The 24,444-nt window shown below is 64.5% G+C and carries 19 protein-coding genes and 1 pseudogene; 8 read left to right on the plus strand and 12 right to left on the minus strand.

Annotated elements, in window-relative coordinates; translation table 11 throughout:
- Positions 1 to 74: 74 nt before the first annotated feature.
- Together PDMSB3_RS25160 and PDMSB3_RS25165 are read left to right on the plus strand one after the other, a co-directional pair.
- On the plus strand, positions 75 to 788 hold the full coding sequence (locus PDMSB3_RS25160) for a response regulator (protein ID WP_007176733.1): 714 nt from the start codon (positions 75 to 77) through the stop codon (positions 786 to 788).
- The gene (locus PDMSB3_RS25165) at positions 785 to 2,140 is read left to right on the plus strand and encodes an ATP-binding protein (RefSeq protein WP_007176734.1); all 1,356 of its coding nucleotides are present in this window, start codon (positions 785 to 787) and stop codon (positions 2,138 to 2,140) included. The genes PDMSB3_RS25160 and PDMSB3_RS25165 overlap by 4 nt, the downstream gene beginning before the upstream one ends.
- Positions 2,141 to 2,240: 100 nt before the next feature.
- On the opposite strand, the gene PDMSB3_RS25170 is transcribed toward PDMSB3_RS25165, so the two are convergent.
- From PDMSB3_RS25170 to PDMSB3_RS25185, 4 genes are all read right to left on the minus strand, one after another.
- Positions 2,241 to 2,507 (minus strand): hypothetical protein, encoded by a 267-nt coding sequence (locus PDMSB3_RS25170; protein ID WP_165188105.1) that lies wholly within the window; start codon positions 2,505 to 2,507, stop codon positions 2,241 to 2,243.
- Between the two features lie 107 nt (positions 2,508 to 2,614).
- Complete coding sequence (locus PDMSB3_RS25175) at positions 2,615 to 2,779, minus strand: hypothetical protein (protein ID WP_157187691.1); 165 nt, start codon at positions 2,777 to 2,779, stop codon at positions 2,615 to 2,617.
- A 47-nt stretch (positions 2,780 to 2,826) separates the two neighbouring features.
- Entirely contained in the window at positions 2,827 to 3,774 is a 948-nt protein-coding gene (locus PDMSB3_RS25180; RefSeq protein ID WP_007176736.1) for a phosphatase PAP2 family protein, read from the minus strand.
- A gap of 288 nt (positions 3,775 to 4,062) precedes the next feature.
- Positions 4,063 to 4,806, minus strand: a complete 744-nt coding sequence (locus PDMSB3_RS25185; protein ID WP_197740305.1) for an SDR family NAD(P)-dependent oxidoreductase — start codon at positions 4,804 to 4,806, stop codon at positions 4,063 to 4,065.
- Between the two features lie 502 nt (positions 4,807 to 5,308).
- Here PDMSB3_RS25185 and PDMSB3_RS25190 point away from each other — a divergent pair.
- The 5 genes from PDMSB3_RS25190 to hutG all read left to right on the plus strand — a co-directional run bounded on the left by PDMSB3_RS25190 (position 5,309) and on the right by hutG (position 9,322).
- Positions 5,309 to 6,058 (plus strand): IclR family transcriptional regulator, encoded by a 750-nt coding sequence (locus PDMSB3_RS25190; protein ID WP_165188107.1) that lies wholly within the window; start codon positions 5,309 to 5,311, stop codon positions 6,056 to 6,058.
- A gap of 84 nt (positions 6,059 to 6,142) precedes the next feature.
- Positions 6,143 to 6,898, plus strand: a complete 756-nt coding sequence (locus PDMSB3_RS25195) for a transporter substrate-binding domain-containing protein (protein WP_007176739.1) — start codon at positions 6,143 to 6,145, stop codon at positions 6,896 to 6,898.
- A 17-nt stretch (positions 6,899 to 6,915) separates the two neighbouring features.
- A complete protein-coding gene (locus tag PDMSB3_RS25200) occupies positions 6,916 to 7,584 on the plus strand; it encodes an amino acid ABC transporter permease (protein WP_007176740.1) in 669 nt (222 codons plus the stop codon).
- Entirely contained in the window at positions 7,581 to 8,357 is a 777-nt protein-coding gene (locus tag PDMSB3_RS25205) for an amino acid ABC transporter ATP-binding protein (RefSeq protein ID WP_007176741.1), read from the plus strand. Before PDMSB3_RS25200 ends, PDMSB3_RS25205 begins: the two co-directional genes overlap by 4 nt.
- Positions 8,354 to 9,322, plus strand: a complete 969-nt coding sequence (gene hutG / locus PDMSB3_RS25210) for a formimidoylglutamase (protein WP_007176742.1) — start codon at positions 8,354 to 8,356, stop codon at positions 9,320 to 9,322. The genes PDMSB3_RS25205 and hutG overlap by 4 nt, the downstream gene beginning before the upstream one ends.
- A 31-nt stretch (positions 9,323 to 9,353) precedes the next feature.
- Here hutG and PDMSB3_RS25215 read toward each other — a convergent pair.
- Positions 9,354 to 9,569, minus strand: a pseudogene (locus tag PDMSB3_RS25215) (DUF72 domain-containing protein); the annotation flags it as partial.
- Between the two features lie 251 nt (positions 9,570 to 9,820).
- Between PDMSB3_RS25215 and PDMSB3_RS25220 the strand changes: the two are divergent.
- Complete coding sequence (locus PDMSB3_RS25220) at positions 9,821 to 11,053, plus strand: DUF2252 domain-containing protein (protein ID WP_165188109.1); 1,233 nt, start codon at positions 9,821 to 9,823, stop codon at positions 11,051 to 11,053.
- Between the two features lie 66 nt (positions 11,054 to 11,119).
- On the opposite strand, the gene PDMSB3_RS25225 is transcribed toward PDMSB3_RS25220, so the two are convergent.
- From PDMSB3_RS25225 to bcsD, 7 genes are all read right to left on the minus strand, one after another.
- Positions 11,120 to 15,883: a cellulose synthase subunit BcsC-related outer membrane protein gene (locus PDMSB3_RS25225; protein WP_165188110.1), complete on the minus strand. Its 4,764-nt coding sequence runs from the start codon at positions 15,881 to 15,883 to the stop codon at positions 11,120 to 11,122.
- On the minus strand, positions 15,874 to 17,055 hold the full coding sequence (bcsZ, locus tag PDMSB3_RS25230) for a cellulose synthase complex periplasmic endoglucanase BcsZ (RefSeq protein ID WP_007176746.1): 1,182 nt from the start codon (positions 17,053 to 17,055) through the stop codon (positions 15,874 to 15,876). Before bcsZ ends, PDMSB3_RS25225 begins: the two co-directional genes overlap by 10 nt.
- A 10-nt stretch (positions 17,056 to 17,065) precedes the next feature.
- Positions 17,066 to 19,609, minus strand: a complete 2,544-nt coding sequence (gene bcsB / locus PDMSB3_RS25235; RefSeq protein ID WP_165188112.1) for a cellulose biosynthesis cyclic di-GMP-binding regulatory protein BcsB — start codon at positions 19,607 to 19,609, stop codon at positions 17,066 to 17,068.
- Positions 19,610 to 19,612: 3 nt separating this feature from the next.
- Entirely contained in the window at positions 19,613 to 21,817 is a 2,205-nt protein-coding gene (bcsA, locus tag PDMSB3_RS25240; protein WP_007176748.1) for a UDP-forming cellulose synthase catalytic subunit, read from the minus strand.
- On the minus strand, positions 21,814 to 22,602 hold the full coding sequence (bcsQ, locus tag PDMSB3_RS25245) for a cellulose biosynthesis protein BcsQ (protein WP_007176749.1): 789 nt from the start codon (positions 22,600 to 22,602) through the stop codon (positions 21,814 to 21,816). The genes bcsA and bcsQ overlap by 4 nt, the downstream gene beginning before the upstream one ends.
- Positions 22,599 to 23,447, minus strand: coding sequence for a cellulose biosynthesis protein BcsP (bcsP, locus tag PDMSB3_RS25250; protein ID WP_007176750.1), 849 nt, complete (start codon positions 23,445 to 23,447; stop codon positions 22,599 to 22,601). The genes bcsQ and bcsP overlap by 4 nt, the downstream gene beginning before the upstream one ends.
- Positions 23,448 to 23,613: 166 nt before the next feature.
- Entirely contained in the window at positions 23,614 to 24,069 is a 456-nt protein-coding gene (bcsD, locus tag PDMSB3_RS25255) for a cellulose biosynthesis protein BcsD (protein WP_007176751.1), read from the minus strand.
- Positions 24,070 to 24,444: the final 375 nt, after the last annotated feature.

The following is a 24,444-nucleotide window of genomic DNA, read 5'->3' on the forward strand; positions in this document are numbered from 1 at the left end:
CCGCGCGGCGCGGCGTGTGCCGCTCGCGCGCGAGCCGTCCTGCCGAACCAAACGCTGTTTCAAGGAGCTTTCGCATGGACCGTCCCGCGAAAATCATCGTGCTCGACGACGAAGTCGAATTGCGCAACATGCTGCAGCGTTTCCTGCGTGGTCACGGTTTCGACGTGAGAGTCGCCGAGGACGGCAAGCGTCTCGACCGCTATCTGGAACGCGAGCCTTTCGATCTGCTGGTGCTCGATCTGATGATCGGCGAAGAGGACGGCCTCGCCATTTGCGCCCGCCTGCGCGAGCAGGGCCAGACCTTGCCGATCCTGATGCTGACCGCGAAGGGCGATCCGCTCGACAAGGTGGTAGGCCTCGAAACCGGCGCCGACGACTATCTCGCCAAACCGTTCCTGCCGCGCGAACTGGTGGCGCGCATCAACGCGCTGCTGCGCCGCCAGAAGATGGCTTCGGGCGACGTTACGGTGACCTCGCAAAGCGTGCGCTTCGGCGATTTCTCGCTGGATGTCGGCAAGCAGCAGCTTTCGCGCGCTGGGGAGTTGCTGGACATTCACTCGGCGCAGATGTTGCTGCTGATCGCGCTCGCGTCTTCGCCGAACCGGCCGGTGAGCCGCGACAATCTGCTGGCGCGCGCGCGGGGCCGCGATCACGATGCGCTCGATCGCAGTATCGACGTGCAGGTGCTGCGGCTCAGACAGATAATCGAGGACGATCCGTCCAAACCGCGCTTCATCAAAACCGTGTGGGGCGTGGGCTACATGCTGGCCGCGGACGTCGACTCATGACGCGCTCGCTGCTGCAAAGAGCGCTGCCGAGAACACTGCTGGCGCGCAATATCGCGCTGCTGATCGCGCTCGTGATGCTAAGCCAGATGTGCGTGCTCGGTGTGCTGCTGCACTATGTGCAGCGGCCTCGCGTGGAGCGCGCCGCAGCCGTCTTCGCCACTTATGTGAGCACGCTCGACAACCTGCTGGCAGCTACGCCGCCCAAAGCTCGCAGCGAATTGACGGCGCGCCTCGACGCGCGCGCGCAGGTTCCGGCCGAAGCCTTCGAGGCGCCGCCGCGGACTTTCATGCGCGGCTATCGCCTCTACCAGCGCAGCATGTTTCTCGACAGCCTGCGCGCGCATCTGCCGGCCGATATGCCGGCACTATGGCAAACCGTGGACGGCCAGCGCCTGTGGATCCGGATGCACGCGCCGGCCGATGCACCAAACGCACCGTACTGGATCGCGCTGCCGGTTCCCGAGGACGCGCAGGGCAGCGGACTCGACGCCGCAATCCTGCTCTCTCTCGGACTGGGCGCATTGGCGGCGTTGACCGGCTATCTGATCCAGCGCCACCTGAACCAGCCGCTTCAGGAGTTGACGCGCGCGGCGCGCCGCGTGAGCGCCGGAGAAATGCCCGCGCCACTGCCGACCGACGGTCCCACCGAAATCGCCGCCGTGAGCGGCGCCTTCAATCAGATGACACAAGCGTTACAGCAGGCCGAGGCGTCGCGTGCATTGATGCTGGCCGGCATCTCGCACGACATCCGCACGCCGCTCACCAAACTGCGGCTTTCAATGGCGATGGCAATGCCGAACGGCAGCGACAGCAGCTTTGTGGTGGCCGCCGAGTCCTATCTGGATCAGATCGAAACGATCCTGCAGCAGTTCATGGATTACGCCGGCAGCGGCGAGCGCGAGCAACGGGAGCCGGGCGATCTGAATGCGCTGATCGAACGGCTCGCGGGCGATTTCGCGGGGCTCGGGCACGGGTTCGAGCTCTCTCTCGCGAACTTGCCGGCCGTGTCTTACCGGCCGATCAGCATGATGCGGCTTCTGATGAATCTGATGCAGAACGCGATCGTGTACGGCGGCACGGGACTGGCGGTGCGAAGCTGGGCGACCGCTGATTCGGTGATCGTCGCGGTCGGCGATCGCGGCAAAGGCCTTTCGGCGCAGGAGCTGGAGCAACTGAAGGCGCCGTTCCAGCGCGGCCGCAATGCGCGCTCGCATAGCGGCGGCACCGGCTTGGGGCTGGCGATCGTCGAGCGGATCGCGCGGCTGCACGGCGGCAGCCTGCAGTTTCATGCGCGCGAGGGTGGCGGGCTGGAGGTGTGGGTGGTGTTGCCGCTCAGTGGCTCGATGCGTTAGAGGAGGGCGGCGTGCCATGCAGGGTTCGGCTAATGCAATCTGCGGGGCGTCGGGCCGTCAAAAGGCTTACACGGTCTCGCCGCCGCCGCGCGCCGTTCCTTCATTTCCGATCCAGCCAGGCGTCCAGCCCGACCCGGAACGCGACACCTGCGATCACTGGCACCGTCAGCATGAGGATGATGCCGAAGTTCGGAATCTGGTCGCCATAGGTGAGCGGACCGTACAGCACAACGGTCGCCACGATCGCGAAGACCAGGGCGCCGATGGCCACCATCAGAAGATTGCGCGCCGCAATGGGCATCGCCTTGCGCTGGGCCTTTCCCGGCGTGGTGCTGGCAGCGGGGACTTTGTCGTGTTGGGCGGGCATGATGGGTCTCGTGACGATAGGAAAAGCAGCGTGAGCGGCGACGGTGAACGGACTCCGCTGAAGACGCTCGATGGGCATCATACCAGGGCACGTGCGTTCCGCGCATTTCAGGCCGCGCCGACCACCAGGCCGGGCGCTACGATCGCCGGCAGGAGTGCGGCGATCGCGCCGAACCGGTAGTCTCGTTGATGCAGGAACACGCCTGACATCAATATAAACCGCATTACCGGCAGCAGGATAAAAAGCGCGATGCCGACGGTTGCGGCAAGCACTGCAGTCTCGATCTCGCCGCGCAGCCAGCAGGCGGAGCAAGCGTTCCTTACGAGGTCAGCGCCGAAGGAATCCGCTCGGCAACAGGACTGGCCGCCTGGAAAGCGAACCGGCGAACCAGGCAGATCACCAGCGCGCCGGCGACCAGTCCCGACAACACGTCGGCAAGATAATGGCCGCCCTGCGTGAGCGTCGAAACGATCATGAAAGCGTTCAACGCAATCGCGATGGGAAAAACATAACCGGCGTGACGCAATGCATACGCGAAGCAGAGCGCAAGAATCGTATGCAGCGATGGAAAAGAAACCAGTCCCTGCACGAATAACAGATTCAGTTCTCGCGCCTGGCCGGTTCTGAAAAGGGCGAAGTCAGACACGGTCGAGGCCGTGCCGGGATCGTGAATGCCGAAATGCACGAATGCGCTTTCAGCCGGGAAAGGCACGGAAATCAATATCACCAGCGTAGCCGACACCATGAACTGCACGACGAACTCCGCATAGTCCTGCGTATTGCGGGTGATCGCGAGAATGACCGGCACGACGAACAGCTGACAGGCGCCGGACGCATAGGCCCAGCCGAGTGCCTGGTGCAGCCACGGGTGCGCCAGAACCCACCGGTAGGTATCGGACCAGTGGAATCCGAGCGCGGCGTCGGCGGCGATGAATGCATGGGTTGCCAGCGGGAAATTCGTCGCCACGCACAGGTACTGAAACACGATACAGACCTTGCTGAACGTGGCCAGAACGGTGATCCACAGGAACACGTCGAGCACGTTCCGATAGAAGATCGATCGGCTAACGTCTTTGTACGGTATGCGTGAGAGTATCCAAAGCACGCCGCTGATCGCGACCAGGCCGCAAGTGAGCGCGATGGTCAGCATGACGCCGCCGCGGGCGAGTCGAAAGCCGATACGGGCCGCCCATATGCTGTCGATCAGCATCAGGAGGAATGTGAAGCGCCAGGCTGCCCAGTAAAGTGCGCGTATCTGTTTTGGCATAAGTCCCCCGCATTTCTTTTTTCCGCATTATGCCTGCGATATTAATGCCAAGATGCGCGGTTCGCCGTCGCAAACCCGAAGCGGGGATGAAGTCAATTATCAGGCCGGATTTGCGGCATGCAATGTTGCCCGCGCATCATTGCCGAGAATCTTCGTCAAGCTCAGCGCGTTAGGTTGCCATACGATCTTCCAGGCAGTTAATCTATACACCGACGACCGGTTGAATCCGCCACCCTGAGCGGCCCTTCCCATTCCCCCCGAAGCAGCCGGTCGCTCATCTCGCGCTTGCTATGTGAGATTCAACCCGCCGTCCGATAGCAGAATTTCTCCGGTCAGGTAGTCCGAAGCGACCAGCATCGCGACGGCTTGAGCAATATCTTCGGGACTCGCTGAGCGGCGCATTGGGGCCCGTGTTTTCCACAGATCTCGCGCTTGCGTCCAGTCTGCGGTCAATGGCGTGTCCACCAATCCGGGAGCAACACCATTTACTCGAATATCGGGTCCAAGGGATAGTGCCAGCAAACGGGTCATGTGGTTGAGGGCAGCCTTAGCGGCCGAGTACGGAATTGACGCGCCCTTAGGCCGAACACCTGCATGGGAACTGATGTTGATCACGCTACCAGGGCGGCCTCGCCGAGCTGCTTCACGTAAGGCTGGTTCCGCTTCAGCTATCAAACGAAACGGGGCGATTACGTTGACCTCGTGCAGCTCTTGCCAAATAGCTGGTGTAGCTGCGGCCAGATTCGCATGGGGGATAACACGGCTGATCCCGGCATTGTTGATGAGCACGTCGAGTCGCCCCCAAGCCGCAACAGCTTCGCGGATAAGTCGCACTCTGTCCATGTCTTCGGCTAAATCGGCCTGTATGTAGATTGCGGAACCGAGTTCACGGGCCATCGCTTGCCCTGTTTCCGCCGAACTACGCGAATGCAAGACAACAGCGAATCCGTCACTTGAGAGCCGCCGAGCGATGGCAGCGCCGATGCCGGAAGTTGAACCAGTGACAAGAGCCACAGGACGCTGAATGGTCATAGACACTTCGATTGGTTTAAAGACCGCCTGATTGTCACCAATCTCGGACAGGCTGTCCAATGACCGATCGTGGCCGAACACAGTCCGATACTGACTGCTCAGATTATCCACCAGAAGTCGACTCGCGTCGGACCGTAGCCGACCCACTGCTGCCCCGACCCATCACCCTGCTGTAGGGCAGGCAGCAACGGTGCAACTGCCGCTCCTAACGATGCCTCCCCGGGAAGTCCTCGGCCACCTCGGCCGTTCGCGACAGCCGGACACTTGAGCGCGCCTGATAGTTACTTCAGTCGAAAAAATTCGGGCAATGCCCCGGTCCATATCTGAATATCGTTTCCTTTTCAACGCATGGAGCAATCCAGTACCACGACTATCCATGCCACCGATGTCCCTTCCCCGGGAAATCCCTCCCTTATGATTCCCGCTGAATGGGAATTGTATTTTTGAAATTCGAGAATGATCTGGCATTCTGAGTTCTGTTTGGATCTTGGGTGGCGTGATCGTGAACGTGGAACAGGGAGTGACAGGGGCCGAACGGGTGTTGCTGGTGCTGGCCGCGCTCGCCAGTCATGGCAAGGCGATGTCAGTCAAAGATCTGCTAGCCGTGACCGGGCTTGCGCAAAGCACGCTGTACCGGCAGATTGCGCTGCTCAAGCGTTGGGGTTTCGTCGCCGAAAATGCCGGGTATTACGCGCCTGGTCCGATCAGCTTGCAACTCGCGCTTGGCTTCGATGTGAATTCGCTGCTCGTCGAAGCGAGCCGCAGTGAGATGCAGCAGCTCGCGCGCGCGTCGCAGGAAAGCATTGGCCTCGTGGTCGCGGTCAGGCACCAGGTGATGTGCCTCGAGATGGTCGACAGCCAGCATTCGTTGCGCTGCTCGTTCGAGAAAGGCCGCGCCGTCCCGCTCAAGGCGGGCGCCTCCGCGAAATCCCTATTGGCATTCATGGCAGACAGGGCACGCGTCGAAGTGCTCGACGGCCTGTTCGACAATGACCCCGCCGGCCGTGCCGCGATTGAAGCAGAACTTCAACAGATTCGAGCCCAAGGCTATGCCGTTAGCGACAGCGAAGTCGACCCGGGCGTGTGGGGCGTCAGCGCCCCGATCTTTCATCACAGTGGACGCGGCGCCGGCAGCAGCGCGTCGATCACGTTGATGGCGCCATCAACGCGCGCCATCGGACGGGAAAGCCAATTCATCGACGGGACGCTACGTACGGCCCGCGCCATTTCCGAGCATATGCAAACCGATTAGCGGGACGAAGCTTTTCAATTTCATCCTTCAATTCGGTTCCCGAATCAACCGCATGACTTGATAGAACCACAAGGAGCCTACCCCATGAAGCTGCAACGACTGTTGTCCCTTGCATGTGTCACGTTCGCCGTGACGTTTGGCGGATTTTCCGGCGCGGCGTCAGCACAAACGCCGGATGTGCTGAACGTCGCCACCGACGCCACTTTCCCGCCGATGGAGTACACCGAGAACGGCGCGCGCACCGGCTTCGACGTCGACCTCATGAATGCGCTCGCGAAAGCGATGGGCAAACGCGTGCAATGGACCGACATTGACTTCAAAGGGCTGATTCCAGGTCTGATCGCGCATCGTTTCGACGCTGCGATCTCTGCCATCTACATTACCGACGAACGCGCGAAAGTAGTCGACTTCACCGATTCGTACTACGCGGGCGGGCTTGCCGTGCTGGTCAAAAGCGATTCGCCGATCAAGACGGTGGCCGATCTGAACGGCAAGAAAGTCTCGGTCCAGGTGGGCACGAAGTCGGTGAACTTCCTGCGCGATAACTTCCCGCAGATCAATCGCGTCGAGGTCGAGAAGAACCAGGAAATGTTCGATCTGGTGGGCATCGGCCGTGCCGACGCTGCCGTGACGGGTAAGCCGGCTGCGTATCAGGTTGCGAAAACGCGCACCGGCTTCCGCGTACTCGACAAAACGCTGACAACCGAAGCCTACGGCATCGCGGTGCGCAAAGACGAGCCGCAGTTGAAGGCAGCTTTCAACACCGCGCTCGCCAGGATCAAGGCTGACGGCACGTATGCGGCGATCGTCAAGAAGTGGTTCGGCGCGAGTGCGCAATAAACGGCCGGGCAAACGAAATGGAACTTGATTTCTCGCCGGTGATTGCCGGCTGGCCAGACATCATGCGAGGCACGTTGGTGACGGTCGAAGTGACCGCCGCCTCGCTCGCGCTCAGTTGCGTGCTTGGCCTGTTGATCGGCATCGGCCGGCTGACGCCGAAGCGGCGCATGGTGTACGGCTTCTGCACCGCGTACCTGACGTTCTTCCGCGGCACGCCGTTGCTGGTGCAACTCTTCCTGCTGTTCTTCGGCCTCCCGCAATTCGGCATTCTGCTACCGGCGTTTGTGTGCGGCATGCTCGGGCTCGGTCTGTATTCGGCGGCTTATGTATCGGAGATCGTGCGCGGCGCGATTCAGTCAGTCGATCGCGGGCAGATGGAAGCGGCGCGTTCGATCGGCATGTCGTCGGGGCAGGCGATGCGCGCGATCATTCTTCCGCAGGCCATCGTGCGGATGATCCCGCCGCTCGGCAACGAATTCATCGCGCTGATCAAGAACTCGGCGCTGGTGTCGCTGCTGACAATCGACGATCTGATGCATGAAGGCCAGAAGATCATCAGCGTGTCGTATCGTTCGCTCGAAGTGTATCTCGCTATCGCGCTGGTGTATCTCGTGTTGACGCAAGCGACCAATTACGCGCTGCATCGCGTCGAACGTCGTTTGCGTGCTGGAGGAATGGTGCAATGAATACCGTGGCCAAAGTCAGTGAGCCTATCGTCAGCATTCGCGGGCTGACCAAATCGTTCGGCTCGCATACCGTGCTCAACGGCATCGATTTTGATATCCAGCCGCAGCAGGTCGTGGTGGTGATCGGGCCGAGCGGCTCGGGCAAGAGTACATTTCTACGTTGCTGTAATGGACTCGAACAGGCAGAAGGCGGCACGATCGACATTTGTGGGCATCGGCTAGTCGACGAGGGCGAGATGCTCAAAGAGCGTCCGCTGAATGCGCTGCGCACCGAAGTCGGCATGGTGTTTCAGTCGTTCAATCTATTTCCGCACCTGTCGGTGCTGCATAACATCACCGTGGGGCCGCGCATGTTGCGTGGCGCCAGCAAGGCGCAGGCCGAAGCGGCTGCGATCGCGTTGCTGGAGAAAGTCGGACTCGCACACAAGGCGCATGTGATGCCGGCGAGCCTGTCGGGCGGTCAGAAGCAACGGGTTGCGATTGCTCGCGCGCTAGCGATGCAGCCGCGGGTGATGCTGTTCGATGAGCCCACATCCGCCCTCGATCCCGAACTGGTCGGCGAAGTGCTGCAAGTGATGAAACTGCTCGCGAGCGAAGGCATGACGATGGTGGTCGTCACACACGAAATGGGCTTCGCGAAGGAAGTCGCCGATGTCGTGGTAGTGATGGACGGCGGTGTGATCGTCGAAGCGGGGCCGCCCGCAGAGATTTTCTCTGCGCCATCACAGCCGCGCACACGCGCATTCCTGCAGGCGGTGTTGTCACGCGCATGAGAGTCCCATTCAATGACAAGGCGTGGGCAGGCCGTTCCGACGACGGCGAGGCCGGCGACACGCGGCGTGTTTTCAATCAGGTGACGCCGTTCGGTAGCGCGGTGCGGGTGCAGCACGATGCGCCGGTGATCGTGGGTTTCAGCTCCGATGAAGGCGTGCGCCGCAATCAAGGCCGGATCGGCGCGGCGCATGCACCGATGGAATTGCGCCGCGTGCTGGCGGGCTTGCCGGCCAAAACGGCAATGGCGGCACTGGCCGACGCCGGCGACGTGGTGTGCGACGACGGCGACCTCGAAGCCGCGCAGGCGGAACTGGCCGACGTGGTCAGTGAGGTGCTGGCGAGTGGCGGACGCCCGTTGGTGTTGGGCGGCGGCCATGAGGTCGCGTGGGGCACATATAGCGGTTTGCGGCTGCACCAGCAGCGTGAAGCCGAGAGTGAAGCCACACTGCTCATATCGCGCAAGCTGCTGATCATCAACTTCGACGCTCACTTCGATTTGCGTCAGAAGCGGCCCGCGAATTCCGGCACGCCGTTCGATCAGATCGCGCTTGACTGTGCGGAACGAGGGGTGCCGTTCAATTATGCGTGCTTCGGCATCAGCGATCTCAGCAATACAGCCTCGCTGTTCGCCCATGCGGAGCGACTCGGCGTGCACTACGTGTTCGACGTCGATATGCAGGAAACGCAACTGCCGCAGCGTCTGAGTGAGCTTCAGAAGTTGCTGGACGCGGCGGACGACGTCTATCTGACGATCGATCTCGACGTGTTGCCGGCCGCCACGGCGCCGGGTGTGTCGGCGCCCGCTGCGCTGGGCGTACCGCTATCGGTGATCGAAGCGATGGCGCTGCGCGTGCGGGCTTCGGGCAAGCTGCGCGTGGCGGATATCGCGGAGTACAACCCGATGTTCGATCAGGACAGGCGCACCGCGAGAGCGGCCGCGCGGCTGGCGTACCGGTTGCTTTGAATCATGCCATCAAGCCTACCGTATCGCGTGAGTTGAACGTGAAGCCCTCGGGCGTGCGTTCGGACCACAACTGCGCATTGCTCGCCGAAGGCATCGCGTAGTAAGCCGAATCGACTTCGACCAGCGGGAACTGCGACGCGTAAAAGTGCAGACGTGCTTCGGCGCTGCTGCTGCCGCGCGGATAAAAGCGCTTGCAGGCAACCAGCGTCCTGTCGGTCCAGCCTGCGGTGCCGCATCGAATGTTCATCGGCGAACTCGGGTGGAAGGTGTCGCGTCGGCGGGCCAGGACGCCGCTTCGGTTATGCCGGTCAATGTCCGGCAACGCAGGCCCGCGTCGCCCGCTCAGGACAGCGACAATTGTAGGTCACAACGCCGGCCCGGTGTCAGATCACCACAGGCCCGAATCCTGCTCATACCGCTTGTTCGCGTGCGCCACCGGGCGCATCGTGGGGCTCGGCACCACGCACAATTCGAACGTCGATCAACGCGGACCACACAATGGCGAAGAAAAACCTTACACGAAACAAGCTGCCCAAACCGGACGCGCGCCAGGCGCTTCTGGTTACGCGCCGCAATGCGAGAATGGCGCGCTCGGCGCATGCGTATGTACGCGGCAATACCAGCAAGTTCTACGAATGGCTGGATGGCATTGAAGGCCATGCGTTACCGGAGGGGCCGGCCATCTGGATCTGCGGCGATTGCCACACCGGCAATCTCGGACCCGTGGCAGACGCGCAAGGGCGCGTCGAGATCCAGATCCGCGATCTGGATCAGACCGTGATCGGCAATCCGGCCCATGACCTGATTCGCCTCGGCCTGTCGCTGGCGACAGCCGCGCGCGGGTCGGACCTGCCGGGCGTGACGACCGTCAGCATGATGGAAGCGCTGGCGGAGGGCTACGAACTCGCCTTCGACGAAGCGGCGGGCAACGCCGACATCCGCGCGGAAAAGCCCGAGGCGGTGCGGGTGGTCATGAAGGAAGCGGTGCGCCGGTCGTGGCGTCATCTGGCCGAGGAGCGTATCGAGGATCTCGAGCCGAGCATTCCGCTCGGCCCGCGCTTCTGGCCGCTGGCGAAGAGCGAGCGGCGCGAGATCGAATCGCTGTTCGAGAAGGGCTCGCTGGCGCGGCTCGCCACGGTGCTGCGCGGCGTCGGCGACGAGGCCGACGTGGAAGTGCTCGACGCCGCTTACTGGGTGAAAGGATGCAGCTCGCTCGGCCGGTTGCGCTATGCGGTACTGCTTGACATCGACGGCGCCGCGGCGGAAGGCGATGACCTGTGCCTGATGGATATCAAGGAAGCCGTGCAGGCCGCCGCGCCGCGCTATGCCGGCGTGCGGATGCCGCGCGATAACGCCGAACGGGTGGTGGAGGGCGCGCGGCATCTGTCGCCGTCGCTCGGCGAGCGGATGCGGGCGGCGCGGCTCGCGGATCGCGCCGTCGTGATTCGCGAACTGCTGCCGCAGGACATGAAGCTGACAATCGAGCAACTGACCCGCGACGAAGCCACCAAGGCGGCGCGCTTCCTGGCGATGGTGGTCGGCCGGGCGCATGCGCGGCAAATGGATAGCGCCGAGCGCAAGGCCTGGCTCACCGAACTGCGCAGAAACCGTTCGAAGACCCTCGACGCGCCAGGGTGGCTATGGAAAGGCATCGTGGAACTGGTGAGCAGCCACGCCGCCGGCTATCTGGAACATTGCCGGCGATACGCGACCGGGCGCGATAGCGGCTGACGCGTTGTGCTTCTGCCCGCGGCGGCAACCTGAGCCGGGGCGCCGCCGGTGCCCCGCACCCGAACGTCAGTTCGACAACGACAGATAAGGCGAAGTGAGCGGCGCGGGCGGGAACGGCTGCAAGCCCGTCTGCTTGCTGAAGCTGTACCTCACATAAACCGCCGCGAGCCACTCGCGATATTCATAAGCATTGCCGAGCGAAGCAGTCGCTCCGAACGCCAGTTGCGGCGCCAGTTGATATTCGCCCACCGCGCTGAGCGAATACGACACGCCGGTTTTGCTCTGGCCCGGATACACCGCGCCGCCATCGACTCCGGTGCCGACGAAACCCGCATTCGCCGCCGCCGAACTCTGTCGGTTGGAACCGTCGTTGAGCGGGAAGTAGTTCGACGAATCCTGGCGGTAGTGCTGCACGCCGATCGAGCCTTTCACGTCGTACGTGAACGCGCCGTTGCGGCCGGTCCATTCGACCGGCAAGTTCAGGATCACGTATTGTTGCGGGCTGAAATAGCCGCCCTGGCCATACGTGAAGTACGACAGGTTCTTGTCGTAGCGCATCAGCGTGGTATTCACGCCGACAGTGAGGGTCTGGTCGGCGTCTTTCAGCAGGCGCGTATAGACCCCGCCGCCGCCCTTGACGGCGGTATTGCTCGGCACGTTGGTGCCGTCGAAATACTGGAACGCCGCGTTCACATACAGGCCGCTCGTGCCGTCGTCCCATGCGAGGCTGCCGAGACCGCCGTTCGAGGTGACGCCGCCCCATTCGAGACCGGAACCGGCATCGCGCGCGCCGGCGTAGGACAACAAACTGTCGGTGACCGCGCGCCGTGCAATGGCGAGCGAATACGACACCTTGTCGGTGATGCCGCCGTTGTACTGCGCGCCGCCCACGATGTTGGTCTCGCGGAAACCGATCGGCGTCACGCCGATATCGCCGCTGAGCTGGCGACCTTCATAGCCGACTGAGAGACCCACGCCGCTCGCCGTCTGGCTGCCATAGGTGTTGTTGCCCGCGATAGCCGCGGTTTCCGACGTGCTGTTCGACAGGCCGGAGCCGAAGCGCGCGAGCGTGGAGACGTTGCCGGCGGCGCTGCCGGCATCTAGCGTGACAGGTGTTGCCGTGACGACGACGTGGCCGTTGCCCGCCCTGATGCGCCCCTGGATCGGCGCTTCGATATCCGTGAGGTTGGACAGGCCGTCCTCGCCGCTGCGGTTACGGAATACGATGCCGCCGGAGATCGAGCTCGACTGCTCGCGATTGACCTGCGCCAGTTCTTCGGCGACGCCGAGCGTTTGCGCGCTTGCCACGTTCGAGGGCGCATACGTGTTGCCGTTGCCGCCGCCGTTCGCGCCCGGTTGCGCCGGATAGTACGGTTGCGCATAACCGGTGGGCGGCTGCGGAATGTACGGCTGCTGTTGTGCGTAATAGCCCGGATACGAGCCTTGATTCGCGTAGCCCTGCTGCTGCGGCGGATACGGTTGATAAGGTTGCTGCGGGTAGCCCTGCTGTTGCTGCTGCGCATACGCCGGCTGGCCGTAGTAAGCCTGCTGTTGCTGCGGATAGCCTTGCTGCTGCCCATACGGCGCCTGCGCATAGGCGGGCGCGTTGCGACTGTTCTTCGACGCGCTTTGCTTCTTGCCGGCCGGACGTTTCGTGCTCGCGCCAGGTGCGCCATAAGGCTGCTGTTGCATCGAGCCGGCGTTGGCTTGCGCTTCGCGCGCGGCCGGCGACATCGGCCAGGGCGTGGCGGCATAGCCATCCGGCGCACCGTATTGCGCCTGCTGCGGATAGGGTGCTTGCGCTTGCGGATAAGGCGCCTGCTGCGGATAAGCCGGGTTGTATTGCGGAGCCTGCTGCATCGGCGGCATCTGCGCCTGCGGTTGCATCGACGGCTGGCCCTGGCCGGGATAGGGCTGCAACGGCGCGCCCGACTGGCTCGATCCGTAGGCTTCCTGACCATAGCCGCCCGAGTCGGCGCCCTGACGCGGCGCGTTATACGGAAGGGCGGCGGGCGCGCGGTTCGGCGCGTAAGGCTGCGCGGGCGCCGTATAAGGCGCGACGTAAGGCGCGGGTTGCGTAGGCGGCGGATAGTTCGGCACGGTCTGTGTCGGCAAGGAAGACTGCGAATACGGAAGCGAGGCGCGCGCGGCATTGTAGCTGCCGCCCGCAAGCGCGGCGTTGTCGGCGTCGGTCGGCGTGACCGTGGCGGTCTTGCCCTCGAAAGGATTGGTGCCCGGCAGCGGTGTCGCGCCGATCCGGCGCATCGCCACTTCCCAGCCGCGCGGCACGTTGCTCGCCGGGTTGCGCGGGGCGTTGGCCATCAGCGGCGTGTTGGCGGCCACGAGCGAACGTTGCAGATAAGTCGACGCGAGCGACAGTTTACCCTCCGCGCGATACATGCGGCCGACCGTGGCGAGCACGCCGGGATCGCCGGGGGCCGCGTTCAAGGCCTGCGTGGCGAGCGACTCGGCGTAGCTGAACTGTTTCGCGCCGGCCGCGGCGGAAATCGTCGCCTGCAGCAGGTTTAGATCGTCGGGCTTGCGTTGCAGCGCGACGCGATAGCTGGTCACCGCGTTGCGATCGTCGCCGGCGGTCGAATAGAGCCGGCCAAGCGCCGCTTGCAGATCGGGATTGTCGGGCATGGCCGCGAGCCACGGCGCGATCACGTCGTAGGCGCCGGCGAGGTCGCCGCGCTGACGCACCGCGTCGCATTGCTTGATGACGATGCCGAGATTCAAATTGCCGAAGTCGGTGCGTTGCTGCGGCGTCAATTGCATCGACGCGAGCCGGCGCATCACCATGCCGAGTTCGGCTTCCTGCTGGGTGGCCGACAGAATGCCCGCGTATTGCAGCAGCAGATCGGTGTTGCCGGGCGCCGCGTTCATGGCGGCGCGCACGAGTCCTAGCGCGCGGTTCGGGTCGCCGGCCTGCTGGTAAGCGGCGGCGATCACGCCGATCAGTTCGGGACTGTTGCCCGCAACCGGCTCCGCCGCGTGCAGCGTGGCGAGCGCCTGTTGCGTCTGGCCGGTGCGCGCCATCCGCGTGGCGAGATCGGCTTGCTGATGCACCCACAAGCGGTGCTGCAAAGTGGTCATCGCGTCGGTGCGCTGCGCGACCGGAATGCGGTCCAGTTGCGCGAGACCCGTCGACCAGTCCTGCGTTTCCGCCGACAGCAACGCGCTCGCGTACAGCGCGTCGGTCATGTCGGGATGCGCGGCGAGCAGGCCGTCCATCATGCTGCGCGCATTGGCGACCGCGCCCTGGCGCACGTAGATGCGCGCGAGGTCGAGACGCAGCCACGGGTCGTCGGGCGTGTTCAGCAGCGCGTCTTCGAAGAGGCTGCGCGCGCTGCCGAGATCGCCGCGCGCTTCGGCCGCGCGCGCCTGCGCCGCCTGCGCTTCGCCACGCAGACGGTTGATGCCGCCGGCCTTCGACTGCTGTTCGGTGTTCAACTGATTGGCGAACTGCAGCGCCTCGTCGCCACGGCCTTGCGCGGCGAGCGCGCCGACCAGGCCGCGCACCGCGTCGGGATTGTCGGCCTGACGGCGCAGCGCCATGCGGTACGCCTGCTCGGCGCCGACCGGGTCGCCGTTGGCGAGCAGCATTTCGCCGAGCAGGACCTGCGCAGTGACGTCGGACGGATTCAGCGCGATCGCGCGCTCGAACAGCGACTTCGCCTTCGCGAACTCGCCGTTGCTGCGCGCGCCGATCGCGTCGCTCGTATAGGTCCAGTAGGTCGCGCTGTCGAGCGCGGTTTTCCAGCGCGCCGGATTGCCGTTGCGCGACGCGCGCTCCAGATCGTTGCGGGCTTCGGCGAAACGCTCCTGCTTCAATGCGGCGATGCCCATGCCGCCGAGCGCGTCGGCGTCGTTCGGGCTGGTGGCCAGCACGGAGGAAAACTTCGCGCGCGCCGTTGCCACGTCGTTGCGATCGAGCGCGGCGAAGCCGTCGGCGATGGTGCGGCCGCGCGCGTCGACCGCGGCGTTTTCCTGCGCGCGAGTGCGGGCCGTGCTGTCCTGCTGCACCATCGAATCGAAGCGCGCCTTGACCGCGGCGTCGTCCGTCGCGGTTTGCAGATAGGCCTGATAGAGCGCGGCGTCGGAGGGTCGCGCGTCCAGCCACAAGAGCGCCTGACGCCAGCTCTTTTTCGCCGACGCGCCCACCGTGCTGTCACCCGCGAGTTTTTGCAGCCGCGCAATGCCGTCGCGGCGCGTCACGTCGCGATAGGTCAGATGCTGCGCGTAGGCGAGGGCGTAACGCGGGTCGTCGGGGTTGTCGCGCGCGAGCTGTTCGAGGCCGCGGCGCGCCTGGTCCCAGCCCTGCGGCGTGGCGGAGAGCGCCTGGTAGTATTCGAGCTGCAATTCGGGCGTGGCCGGTTTGCCGTTCAACGCACGCTGATATTCCTGCACGGCGCTCGCGCTCTGGCCGCTTTGCGCGAGCCGCCGCGCGTCGTTCACGCTCTGGTCGCGCAGGCTCGATTCGCCGAGGCGCCGGCCGAGTTCATCCAGATTCGGATAGTTCGGCGCGACCGCCTTCAGGCGAGCCAGATATTGCTGCGCGCCTGCGCCGTCTTTCCGGTCGGCGAGCACCATGCCCATGCCGAAGAGCGCATCCGGTTGTTTGGGATCGATCCGCAGCACTTTCTGCCACGCCTGCTCGGCGAGGTCGCCGCGCTGATGCGATTGCCAGTACTTGCCCTGATCGATCAGCACGTTCAGCGGATCTTTCGACGCCTGCGCCAACGCATCGGGCGAAGCCGTCGCTACGCAACAGACGGCCGTGAGACTCAGCGCGAGGCGCAATGACAACGCGAGGGCGCTCAATCGCATGCGTTTCTCCAGCTCGGCACGAGACGTCCGGCTTCGTCGAAACGATAGCGGCCGTCGATAAAACCCGTGCCGAACAAGCCCAGCACACGATCGTAGTAAACCGGTTCGCGGCCCGGCACGGCGGCGTCGAGCGCGGCCAGATGCGTGCGCGCGAGGCCGAGGCCGTGCTCGTCGCCGAGCGCCTTGAAGTACGGCGCGAGCGCGCCCCAGTAGCTGAGCGGTCCTTCGCCGCTGGCCGCGCCGGTGGTCGCAGAAACCTTCTCGGGCGGAATGCCGGTTTGCGCGACGCGCGCGCGCATGCCGCCGAGCGCCGCGAGCCACGGTTTGGCGAGCGGATCGGCGGGCGAGGCGAGACCGGCCCACAGATAGACGCGGATCGCGTCGTAGCTGCCGGTGTCGCCGTTTTTCGGATCGACCACGAACTGGCCGTTTTGCCAGGCTGCCCAGTCCGGCGCGAAGCCTTGCGGCGCGGTGGTCCTGATCAGCCTGTAGGCGCTGTCGGCGAGCTTGCCCCACGGACCGTTCGGCATCTCGTGTGCGAGCGCGCGCAATACCGGCAGCGGCAGATAGCTCGGATTAAGGCGCGTCACGCCGCCGTTTTTGAAGCCTTGCGGTCCGGGCAGCAGCATCGGCCCGACGCCCGGCAACGTGGTCATTTCCTGCCGCGCGATCTGCGCGGCCAGCGCTTCGCCCAGTTGCGTATAACCCGCTTCGTGCCACAGGCGGCCCGCTTGCAGCAGATCGTAGGCGATCCACAGGTCGGAGTCGGACGCGGAATTCGGATCGAGCACGCCGTATGAGCCGTCTGCTTTTCTGCCCCATTGCCACGACGGCAGCCGCATATTCTGCGCGTCGAACTGATTGCCCGCGAGATTGGTGCGGGTCCAGCCGAGCAGCCGGTCGAAGGTCGCGCGGTCGTTCGCGACCAGCGCGAAGAAGAGCGCGTACGACTGGCCTTCGGAGGTGGTTTGCTGCGTCGGCGTGGAGTAGTCGATCACGCGGCCGTCGGCCTGCACGAAGCGTTCGACGAACGCGCGGTAGCCGCTCCAGTCGCCGCAGGCGCCGGGCGCAGCGGTAGTCTGCGCCACTTTGACCATATTGCCGAAACTCGCCGTCGCCGCCAGCCCGAGCGTCAGCGCCACGCCGATTGTCTTGTTGATTCGAACCCGCATATCAGTCCTGTCAGTCCTTCAGGCGGCGCGCGGCGATCGAGCGCAGCGTCCGGTAGAACAGCCCCGCGATGATCAGCGCGGCGAGCACGCCGCCCAGCATCAACAGCAGCGGATGCGACGACAGCGCCCAGCGCAGATACTCCTGCGGCGACAGGTGGCCGACGTAATACGCATCGCCGTTCGAGGTGATGGTCACGGTGCGGCCGTGGATCACGGCCATCGCGCCTTGAATCCGCGGCAGCACGTCCGCGTCGAGGAGCGCGGCGGACAGGTCGGCGTCCGACTGGCCCGCCGCGCTCACCAGCGCGACGGCGCTGCGGTTCTTGTGCAGCGGCGACTCGAAACCGGTCAGCAGCGCGTCGCCGTTCGAACTCACCAGCGTGAGATCGGCGCGTGCGGGCGTGCGCTCGACGCCGCGTTCGCCATGCCACCAGTCTTCGAGCTTGAAGACGATGTCGGAGAGCTGGAAGGTGCGCGAATCGCCGTCGCTGGAGAACGGCATCGACTTGGCCCAGCGCTGCAGCAGCGGTTGCTTGCCCGGCGCGCCGAAAATCAGCAGGTCCTTGTCGGCGAACTTGTCGGCGTCGTCGGCGGTGCCGAGCGTCACGCCCGTCACCGGATAGCCGGTGGAGGTGCCCATGCGGCCCATCGTCAGCAGATACAGGCTGTAGTCGCTCGAATCGGCGTCGTTCGGCAGGATCACGGCGGTCTCGGAGAGGTCCGCCATGCGTGTGAACGGGAAGCCGCTATTGGCGAACGCGGCCAGATCGGGCAACGCCATATAGTGCGGGAACGACGAGAGGTCGATAGTCGAGTTCGGATCGATCGCGCCGACCACGTTGTCGAGCAGACGTCCATGACATTCGCCGGCGTTCGGAATGTCGTAGTAGAAGTGCAGGCGCACCTGGGTGCGCGGCGTCAGCAGCAGCGGCGGAATATGGATGGTGCGGCGCGCTTCGGCCGTCCTGTCCGGCAACACCTGGCCGAAATAATGGCTCAGCTCGAACACCGAGGCGGACTCGGCCGGAATCGGCAGCGCCTGCACGAAGCCGTTGTTCACGCTCACGTTGAGCGAAGAACGGTCGCGCAGCGGACGCACCGTGTAGCGGTAGCGCAGATCGATCGGCGCGCCCTTGGTGTGCCACATGAACAGATCGGGCGGCACGCGCAGATTCACGTGCACAGCGTCGGCGTCGTAACCGGACATGGTCAGATCGCGCGGATCGGCGAGCTCGCCGAAACGTACCGGGCGGTTGGTGGGCAGCCAGTTCGGTGCGTCGTAAGGCTCGCGCGGCGCGAGTTCGTTCAGCTGCGTGATCGTCGCGCTCTGGCCCGTCAGGGTGTTCTGGCCGATGCCGAGCGACTTCGCGGCGGTTTTCAGTTCCGCCTCGGTGCGCCCGAGCACGAGCAGCAGCTTGCCGCGCGCCGGCGCGTCGCGATCGACCACCGCGATGGTCGGCCCGGAGATCGCCGGAATGTTGACGCCGGCCGGGCGTTGATCCGAAGTGGCGAACACGACGGCATTGCCCGACAGCGGCGCATTGTCCAGTTGCGCCGGAAACACCGCGCCGCGATAACCGGCGAGCGCGCCGAACCACGACGCCACGATGCCGCCCGCTTCGAGCGTGCCGTTGCCCGGCTTTTGCGGGAACACGAACGGCAACTCGAGACGGCGCACGTCGCGGCGGTCGAAGAACGGCTGCGGCAACGCCGCCAGATCCGGCTTGCTGGCGAGCGACGCATAAGTCAGATCGAGCGAACTGGCATTGCTGACGGTGGCCCACAGCGCGGAGTTCGCCGGGTCTTCGCAACTCGTCGTGTAATGGCCGATCAACTGCACGTTCAGATGGTTGAACTCGGTGATGAAGCGCGGATCGATCGAGACGTCGCGCGCTACCAGCATGCCGGCCTGTTCGTGCGGCACGGGTAGGGTGGCGGCGACTTCGCCGTTCACCAGCACCTTGAGCTGCGAGATATTCGAAAGCAGCGCGGGCGAGTAGCTGTACACCAGATGCAGGACCGCGCCCGTCACCACTTCGTCGCCGCGCACGGAGAAGGCCACGCCGTTCTGGCCGTCGGTGCCGCGCAATTGCAGCGGGTCGAGCGCGCCGAGGTCGGCGAAGGTCAGCGTCTGACGGCGGCCGCCCGGCACCAGCGTGCCCGGCTCGGCGGTGGTCGGCGTCCTGATGCCCAACGCTTTCACCGACGACGCGGCGAGCGCCGGCGTCGGCGTTGCCAGTTGCGGCTGCGCGATCGCGTTCGGGTCGTAGGGCACGGCCGGGCTCGGCGCGGGCACGCTGCCCACGCCCGTCGCCACCTGGGCGGGTGCCGCGCTCTGGGCGGCGCCCGCCGCACCGGCGCCGCTGACCGCTGCCACGACTTCGGCCGCCGAGGCCAGCGGCGCAGCCAACGCCGTCTGCAACGCGAGCCAGCATGCGAGGCCGCGCATCAACCGTTGCGAGTTGCGGTGTCCATTGCGGCGCCCTTGCAATCCGGTCCCACTGCGCTCGTGATTCGAGCGTTCGATGTTGTCCTTCCCCATCCGGTTGCGCATAGATCAGTCTTTCGTTTTTAGCTTCTTGACGTCCATCGGACGGCTTTTCATCGAACTGCGAAGGTCGGCATAGAGATGCTCGAACAGACCCGCAATGCCGCGTGCGCCGACCGTCAACACATGCGACAGGCCGCGCAGCGGCGTGTCCTGCTGCCGTCCTTCCGCCCAGCCGGTCCAGGCGTCGGCGCGTGCAAAGGTGGTCTTGACGAACTCGTACTCCTGCTCGCGCGTCATGGTGGAGAAGCGCAGACCCACGCGGCCCGGTGCGGTGAAGCCGACCGTTGCGGGGAACGCGTATTCCTCGTCGCCGCGAAACAGCGAGACGGTCACGCGTTCGTGCATCGGCACCTGGATCGAGGCGGGCAGCGCCACGCCGACGCCGCCTTCCGAGTAGTCGATGGTTTCGCAGGCGAGCGTGCGGCCGGTCGAGAATTTGAGCATCACGGGCATCTGCATCGCCACGCGGTGCACCGCGCGAATCTGCCGGCGCTCGCTCGCGGCGGCCACGCTCGCGCCGAGAATCAGCATGTTGTAGGTGGTCCAGCCGAGATTGAGGATGGTGGTCTGCACCACGCTGCGAATGTGCCAGTTGAAATAGATATGCACGACGCCCACGCAGAAGCCGATCAGGTTCAGCAACAGCAGGAACAGATACGGCCGCGAGATGGCCCAGTCGAAGTAGTTCTTCTCGATCTGGCCGCCCTTGGCCGTCACGTTGAACTTGCCGAGCTTCGGGTTGATCAGCGCGAGCAGGGTCGGCGCGGTGATGTACGAAGCCAGCACGGATTCGTACACTTCGGCCCAGAACGAATGGCGGAACGAGCGCTGCATGCGCGAGTTGGTGATGCTCGCGTGCATCATGTGCGGCAGCGCGTAGATCGCGATGGTGCCGGCGGCCGCTTCGATCACGTGCGCGCCGAAGAACAGATACGACAGCGGCGCGGTCAGGAACACCAGACGCGGAATGCCGTAGAAGAAGTGCATCATCGCGTTCAGATAGCACAGCCGCTGGCCGATTTTCAGACCCTTGCCGGTGAGCGGATTGTCGATCCGGAAAATCTGCGTCATGCCGCGCGCCCAGCGAATCCGCTGGCCGATGTGGCCGGAGAGACTTTCCGTGGCGAGTCCCGCGGCTTGCGGAATCGCCAGATACGCGGTGGTGTAGCCGAGGCGGTGCAGCTTGAGGGCAGTGTGCGCGTCTTCGGTCACGGTTTCGACCGCAATGCCGCCGATCTCCTCGACCATGGTCCGCCGCAGCAACGCGCACGAGCCGCAGAAGAACGTGGCGTTCCACAGGTCGTTGCCGTCCTGCACGAGACCGTAGAACAGTTCGCCTTCGTTCGGCACCTTGCGGAACGTGCCGAGATTGCGCTCGAACGGATCGGCGGAGAAGAAGTGGTGCGGCGTTTGCAGCATCGACAGCAGCTTGTCGCGCAGGAACCAGCCGAGGCCGATCTGCAGGAACGAGCGGGTCGGAATGTGATCGCAATCGAAAATCGCGAGGTATTCGCCACTGGTGATCTTCAGCGCTTCGTTGATGTTGCCGGCTTTCGCGTGGCGGTTGTGCGTGCGGATCGTCCAGTTGACGCCGACCTCTTCGCAGAACGCCTTGAACTCGGGGCGGCGGCCGTCGTCGAGCACATGGATCGAGATCTTCTCGGCCGGATAGTCGAGCGCGAGCGCGGCGTAGATGGTCGGCTTCACCACCGAGAGCGGCTCGTTGTAGGTCGGAATGAACACGTCGACGGTCGGCCATTCGTCGCGCGAGGCGGGCAGCGGCATCGGCGTGCGCTTGAGCGGCCAGGCGGTCTGAAAGTAGCCGAGCATCAGCACGACGGTCGAATAGAGTTCAGCGGACACCAGCAGCAAACCCCAGCAGGCGTCGAGCGGATGCTCCCAATAAGTCGTCGCGGTCAGCCGCCAGTACATGTAGCGGCCCGAGGTGAGCACGGACAGCATGATCATCACCATCGTCGCGTACCGGCCTTGCAGGCGGCGGAACATGAGCGCGGTGACGAAGCAGCAGGTCGCGAACGTCAACTGTTCATAGAACGCGAGCGGCACCGTGAACACGAAGTACAGCATCACCAGTGCGAACAGCGTGACGAGTCCGGTGACGATGCGGCTGTTCCAGAAGCGCGCGTCGACGAAGCGTTCGAGCCGCGACGGCTCGGCGGGCTCGAGCCCCGGCGTTGAACTCGTGCTCATGCCACGTTCCTCGGCGAGACGGCGATGGCATCGACCGCCGTCATCAGCCACGTGCCGCATGCGCGGAAATCGGCGGCGGCCTGGCTGAGCGGATCGTAGTGAATCAGCGTCGTGTCGCAGGCGAGCGCTTCGCTCACGCCTTCGTCCAGATGGATCACACCCGGAAACAGCTTGGCGCCGAGCATCTGGCGCAGCACTTTGAGGACGTCTTTGGTCAACTGGCGCGACTGGTCGATCTGGTTGACCACGTAGCCTTCGCCGCCGAACTCGGCGCGCGGCGCCGCGTGGGCCTCGATCAGCCGCTCCATTTGCGGAATCGCGGCGTACGAGGCGGCGTCGGCGAGCACCACGTTCAGCGCGAAGGTGGCCGCGCACAAGGCCGTGCGCACATAGGCGGACGAACCTGGCGGCGTGTCGATGATCACGATGTCGGACGTTTCGAGATGCAGGTTCTGCAACGACTGCGCGAGCCAGCGCGGCTCCTGGTCGATATACGCTTCGAAGCGGCGGCAGTCGTCTTCGAGCAATGCGCCATAGGGCAGCACGGTCACGCCGTCCACGCCGTCGAACATCACGCTCTGCCACGGGTCGCCCGTCAGCGTGGCGCGCGACAAACCGTCGATGCTGTCGAGCGGCACGCCGAAGTGCAGGCGCAGCGCGTTCTGCGGGTCCAGGTCGAGCGCAATCACACGCCGGCCGCTCGCGGCCAGCACGGAAGCGAGATTGGCGGCGAGGGTGGTCTTGCCGACCCCGCCTTTGGCGGACACCACCGCGATGACTTTCATGAGCGACGAGGGCCGTTGATCAGCCACGAGTTGGAGGTGCGGGGCGTGGCGGCGGGTGCAATACCGGCTGGTGCGGCGGCCGTTTGGGCGGGTGTGCCGCGCAGACGGTCGAAGATGGTTTGCAACGGCGCCGGTTCGCCGCCGGCTGCAGCGGGTTGCGGCGGGGCGGTTTCGGGCTGCGGCGCGAACAGCTTGCCGAGAATCGAAGCGGGTTGCGATGGCGGCGCGGCGGCTGTGCCCGGCACCGACGGCATTGAAGTCATTAAGGGCGCCGATGGCGCTGTCGTATAAGCGCGTGCGGGTGCTGGGGCTTGTGCCCAATTGGGAGCGGCGGCCGGAATCGTTGGGGTGGCCGGCGTACGCAAGGCAATAGCGGGAGGCACGGAAGCAGCCGGTGCGGCTTGCACGGTCGCGGGCGCCACGGCATCCACTTCCGCAGCCACGCTTGCAGCTTGCAGCGCCGCTTGGTCTTTCGATTCGAGCGCGCGAAAGCGCGAAGCGCCCGTCGGCACCGTAGCCGGCGCGGCCACAGGCACCGGCGGAATGTCCCGCCGATGCGAACGGGTGAATAACGGCGCCTTCGCGCGCGTCACGGAGGCTGCGTCTTTCGCCGTGGTGTCCCGGCGATCGACGGCCACCGGCGACCCCGCCGCCGGCGCCTGAGGTCTGGCCTCGCGACGCTGCCCGATCGCGGGAATCGCGGGCTGGGTCAGATCGAGCATGACTAATAGTGGCCAACGGGTGCGCGCCGAACGCGCCTCGTTTTCGCGGCCGATTTCCTGATACGCGTTGGCGTCGCCGCCAAAGTGATCGAAAAGTTTTTCGATATCGCTCGATGAACTCATTGTGCCGCCGTCTTGTTCATGACTAGCCTTGCCCCGATCTCAACTTGTGTTCGCGGCGCCAAAACACGGGTACGGTTTGTCCCGCTACTTCACGCGCACCGGTCTGGCGCGTTCTCCACTTCGTGTTGCTGCCTGTGCTGCTGCTTCCATACGCTGTGCGTCCCGATCAGGCAGGATGACGCCCCAGACGAAACTCGATGGCAGTGTCCTCGCTATACCCGCTCGTTTGCGCCACCGACAAACCTTGCGCGCCCAATGCACTCAGCCAGGTCTGATACACGCCTTCGAGAAACGCCGGCGTCCATGCGAGCGCCGTGCCGCCGAATGCCTGCAACGGCGCGCAATAGTGAACGATGCGCAGCGACTCGGGTTCGTCGGCCAGTTCGACGTAGCCCCAATCCATGTCATGCCAATACAGGTTCAAGGTGCGCGCGAGTTCGGCCGTCGAGTCGCAGGCGGGCAGCGGATGCGCCGCCGCAAAGCGGCTGCCTACGCGGTGCATCAGTTGGCGCAGTTCGTCGCGACCGATCTGTGCTTCGAATTCGCTTGCCAAAGCGGTGAGCATGCCGCGCCATTGCGGCGAGATTTGACGTTCGAGCAGGTAATCGAGAATTGGGACCATGTTTTCCAGGAGATGGCCATTGCGTCGAGCCATTTGACAGCCGGCCGCTCACGGCCGAATGCAAAGAAAAGTGTGTTCGGGAGTTCGGGCATTGTGTTCGGCCCAGCGTACTTTTGTCAGGCTGTCCAGTCTGTTCACCACACTTCGAAGCAGTCTACTTAAGACATTAAGATTTAACCACTCTCGATTCGCCTGCGTATACGCGGAGTCGAGGGTGGCGGATGCAGATCGATTACGTAACTTTTGCCGCTTGAATCGGTTGTTCGCCCCGCTATCGTGGATGCGCCGCTAACAATGCGGCCGTCATGGTTGCATTAACGGCCGGTTTGGTCGTTGATTTAACTCTTTTCTTTTCGTGATAAACGCAACGTTGCG

The sequence above is a fragment of the Paraburkholderia dioscoreae genome, assembly GCF_902459535.1.
In the GTDB taxonomy this organism is placed as follows: domain Bacteria; phylum Pseudomonadota; class Gammaproteobacteria; order Burkholderiales; family Burkholderiaceae; genus Paraburkholderia; species Paraburkholderia dioscoreae.

Excerpts from the sequence above, each read along its gene's own strand:
- PDMSB3_RS25160 (WP_007176733.1), top strand. The coding sequence starts at position 75 with ATGGACCGTCCCGCGAAAATCATCGTGCTCGACGACGAAGTCGAATTG.
- PDMSB3_RS25165 (WP_007176734.1), top strand. The coding sequence starts at position 785 with ATGACGCGCTCGCTGCTGCAAAGAGCGCTGCCGAGAACACTGCTGGCG.
- PDMSB3_RS25170 (WP_165188105.1), bottom strand. The coding sequence starts at position 2,507 with ATGCCCGCCCAACACGACAAAGTCCCCGCTGCCAGCACCACGCCGGGA.
- PDMSB3_RS25180 (WP_007176736.1), bottom strand. The coding sequence starts at position 3,774 with ATGCCAAAACAGATACGCGCACTTTACTGGGCAGCCTGGCGCTTCACA.
- PDMSB3_RS25185 (WP_197740305.1), bottom strand. The coding sequence starts at position 4,806 with ATGACCATTCAGCGTCCTGTGGCTCTTGTCACTGGTTCAACTTCCGGC.
- PDMSB3_RS25195 (WP_007176739.1), top strand. The coding sequence starts at position 6,143 with ATGAAGCTGCAACGACTGTTGTCCCTTGCATGTGTCACGTTCGCCGTG.
- PDMSB3_RS25200 (WP_007176740.1), top strand. The coding sequence starts at position 6,916 with ATGGAACTTGATTTCTCGCCGGTGATTGCCGGCTGGCCAGACATCATG.
- PDMSB3_RS25205 (WP_007176741.1), top strand. The coding sequence starts at position 7,581 with ATGAATACCGTGGCCAAAGTCAGTGAGCCTATCGTCAGCATTCGCGGG.
- hutG (WP_007176742.1), top strand. The coding sequence starts at position 8,354 with ATGAGAGTCCCATTCAATGACAAGGCGTGGGCAGGCCGTTCCGACGAC.
- PDMSB3_RS25220 (WP_165188109.1), top strand. The coding sequence starts at position 9,821 with ATGGCGAAGAAAAACCTTACACGAAACAAGCTGCCCAAACCGGACGCG.
- PDMSB3_RS25225 (WP_165188110.1), bottom strand. The coding sequence starts at position 15,883 with ATGCGATTGAGCGCCCTCGCGTTGTCATTGCGCCTCGCGCTGAGTCTC.
- bcsZ (WP_007176746.1), bottom strand. The coding sequence starts at position 17,055 with ATGCGGGTTCGAATCAACAAGACAATCGGCGTGGCGCTGACGCTCGGG.
- bcsB (WP_165188112.1), bottom strand. The coding sequence starts at position 19,609 with ATGCGCAACCGGATGGGGAAGGACAACATCGAACGCTCGAATCACGAG.
- bcsA (WP_007176748.1), bottom strand. The coding sequence starts at position 21,817 with ATGAGCACGAGTTCAACGCCGGGGCTCGAGCCCGCCGAGCCGTCGCGG.
- bcsQ (WP_007176749.1), bottom strand. The coding sequence starts at position 22,602 with ATGAAAGTCATCGCGGTGGTGTCCGCCAAAGGCGGGGTCGGCAAGACC.
- bcsP (WP_007176750.1), bottom strand. The coding sequence starts at position 23,447 with ATGAGTTCATCGAGCGATATCGAAAAACTTTTCGATCACTTTGGCGGC.
- bcsD (WP_007176751.1), bottom strand. The coding sequence starts at position 24,069 with ATGGTCCCAATTCTCGATTACCTGCTCGAACGTCAAATCTCGCCGCAA.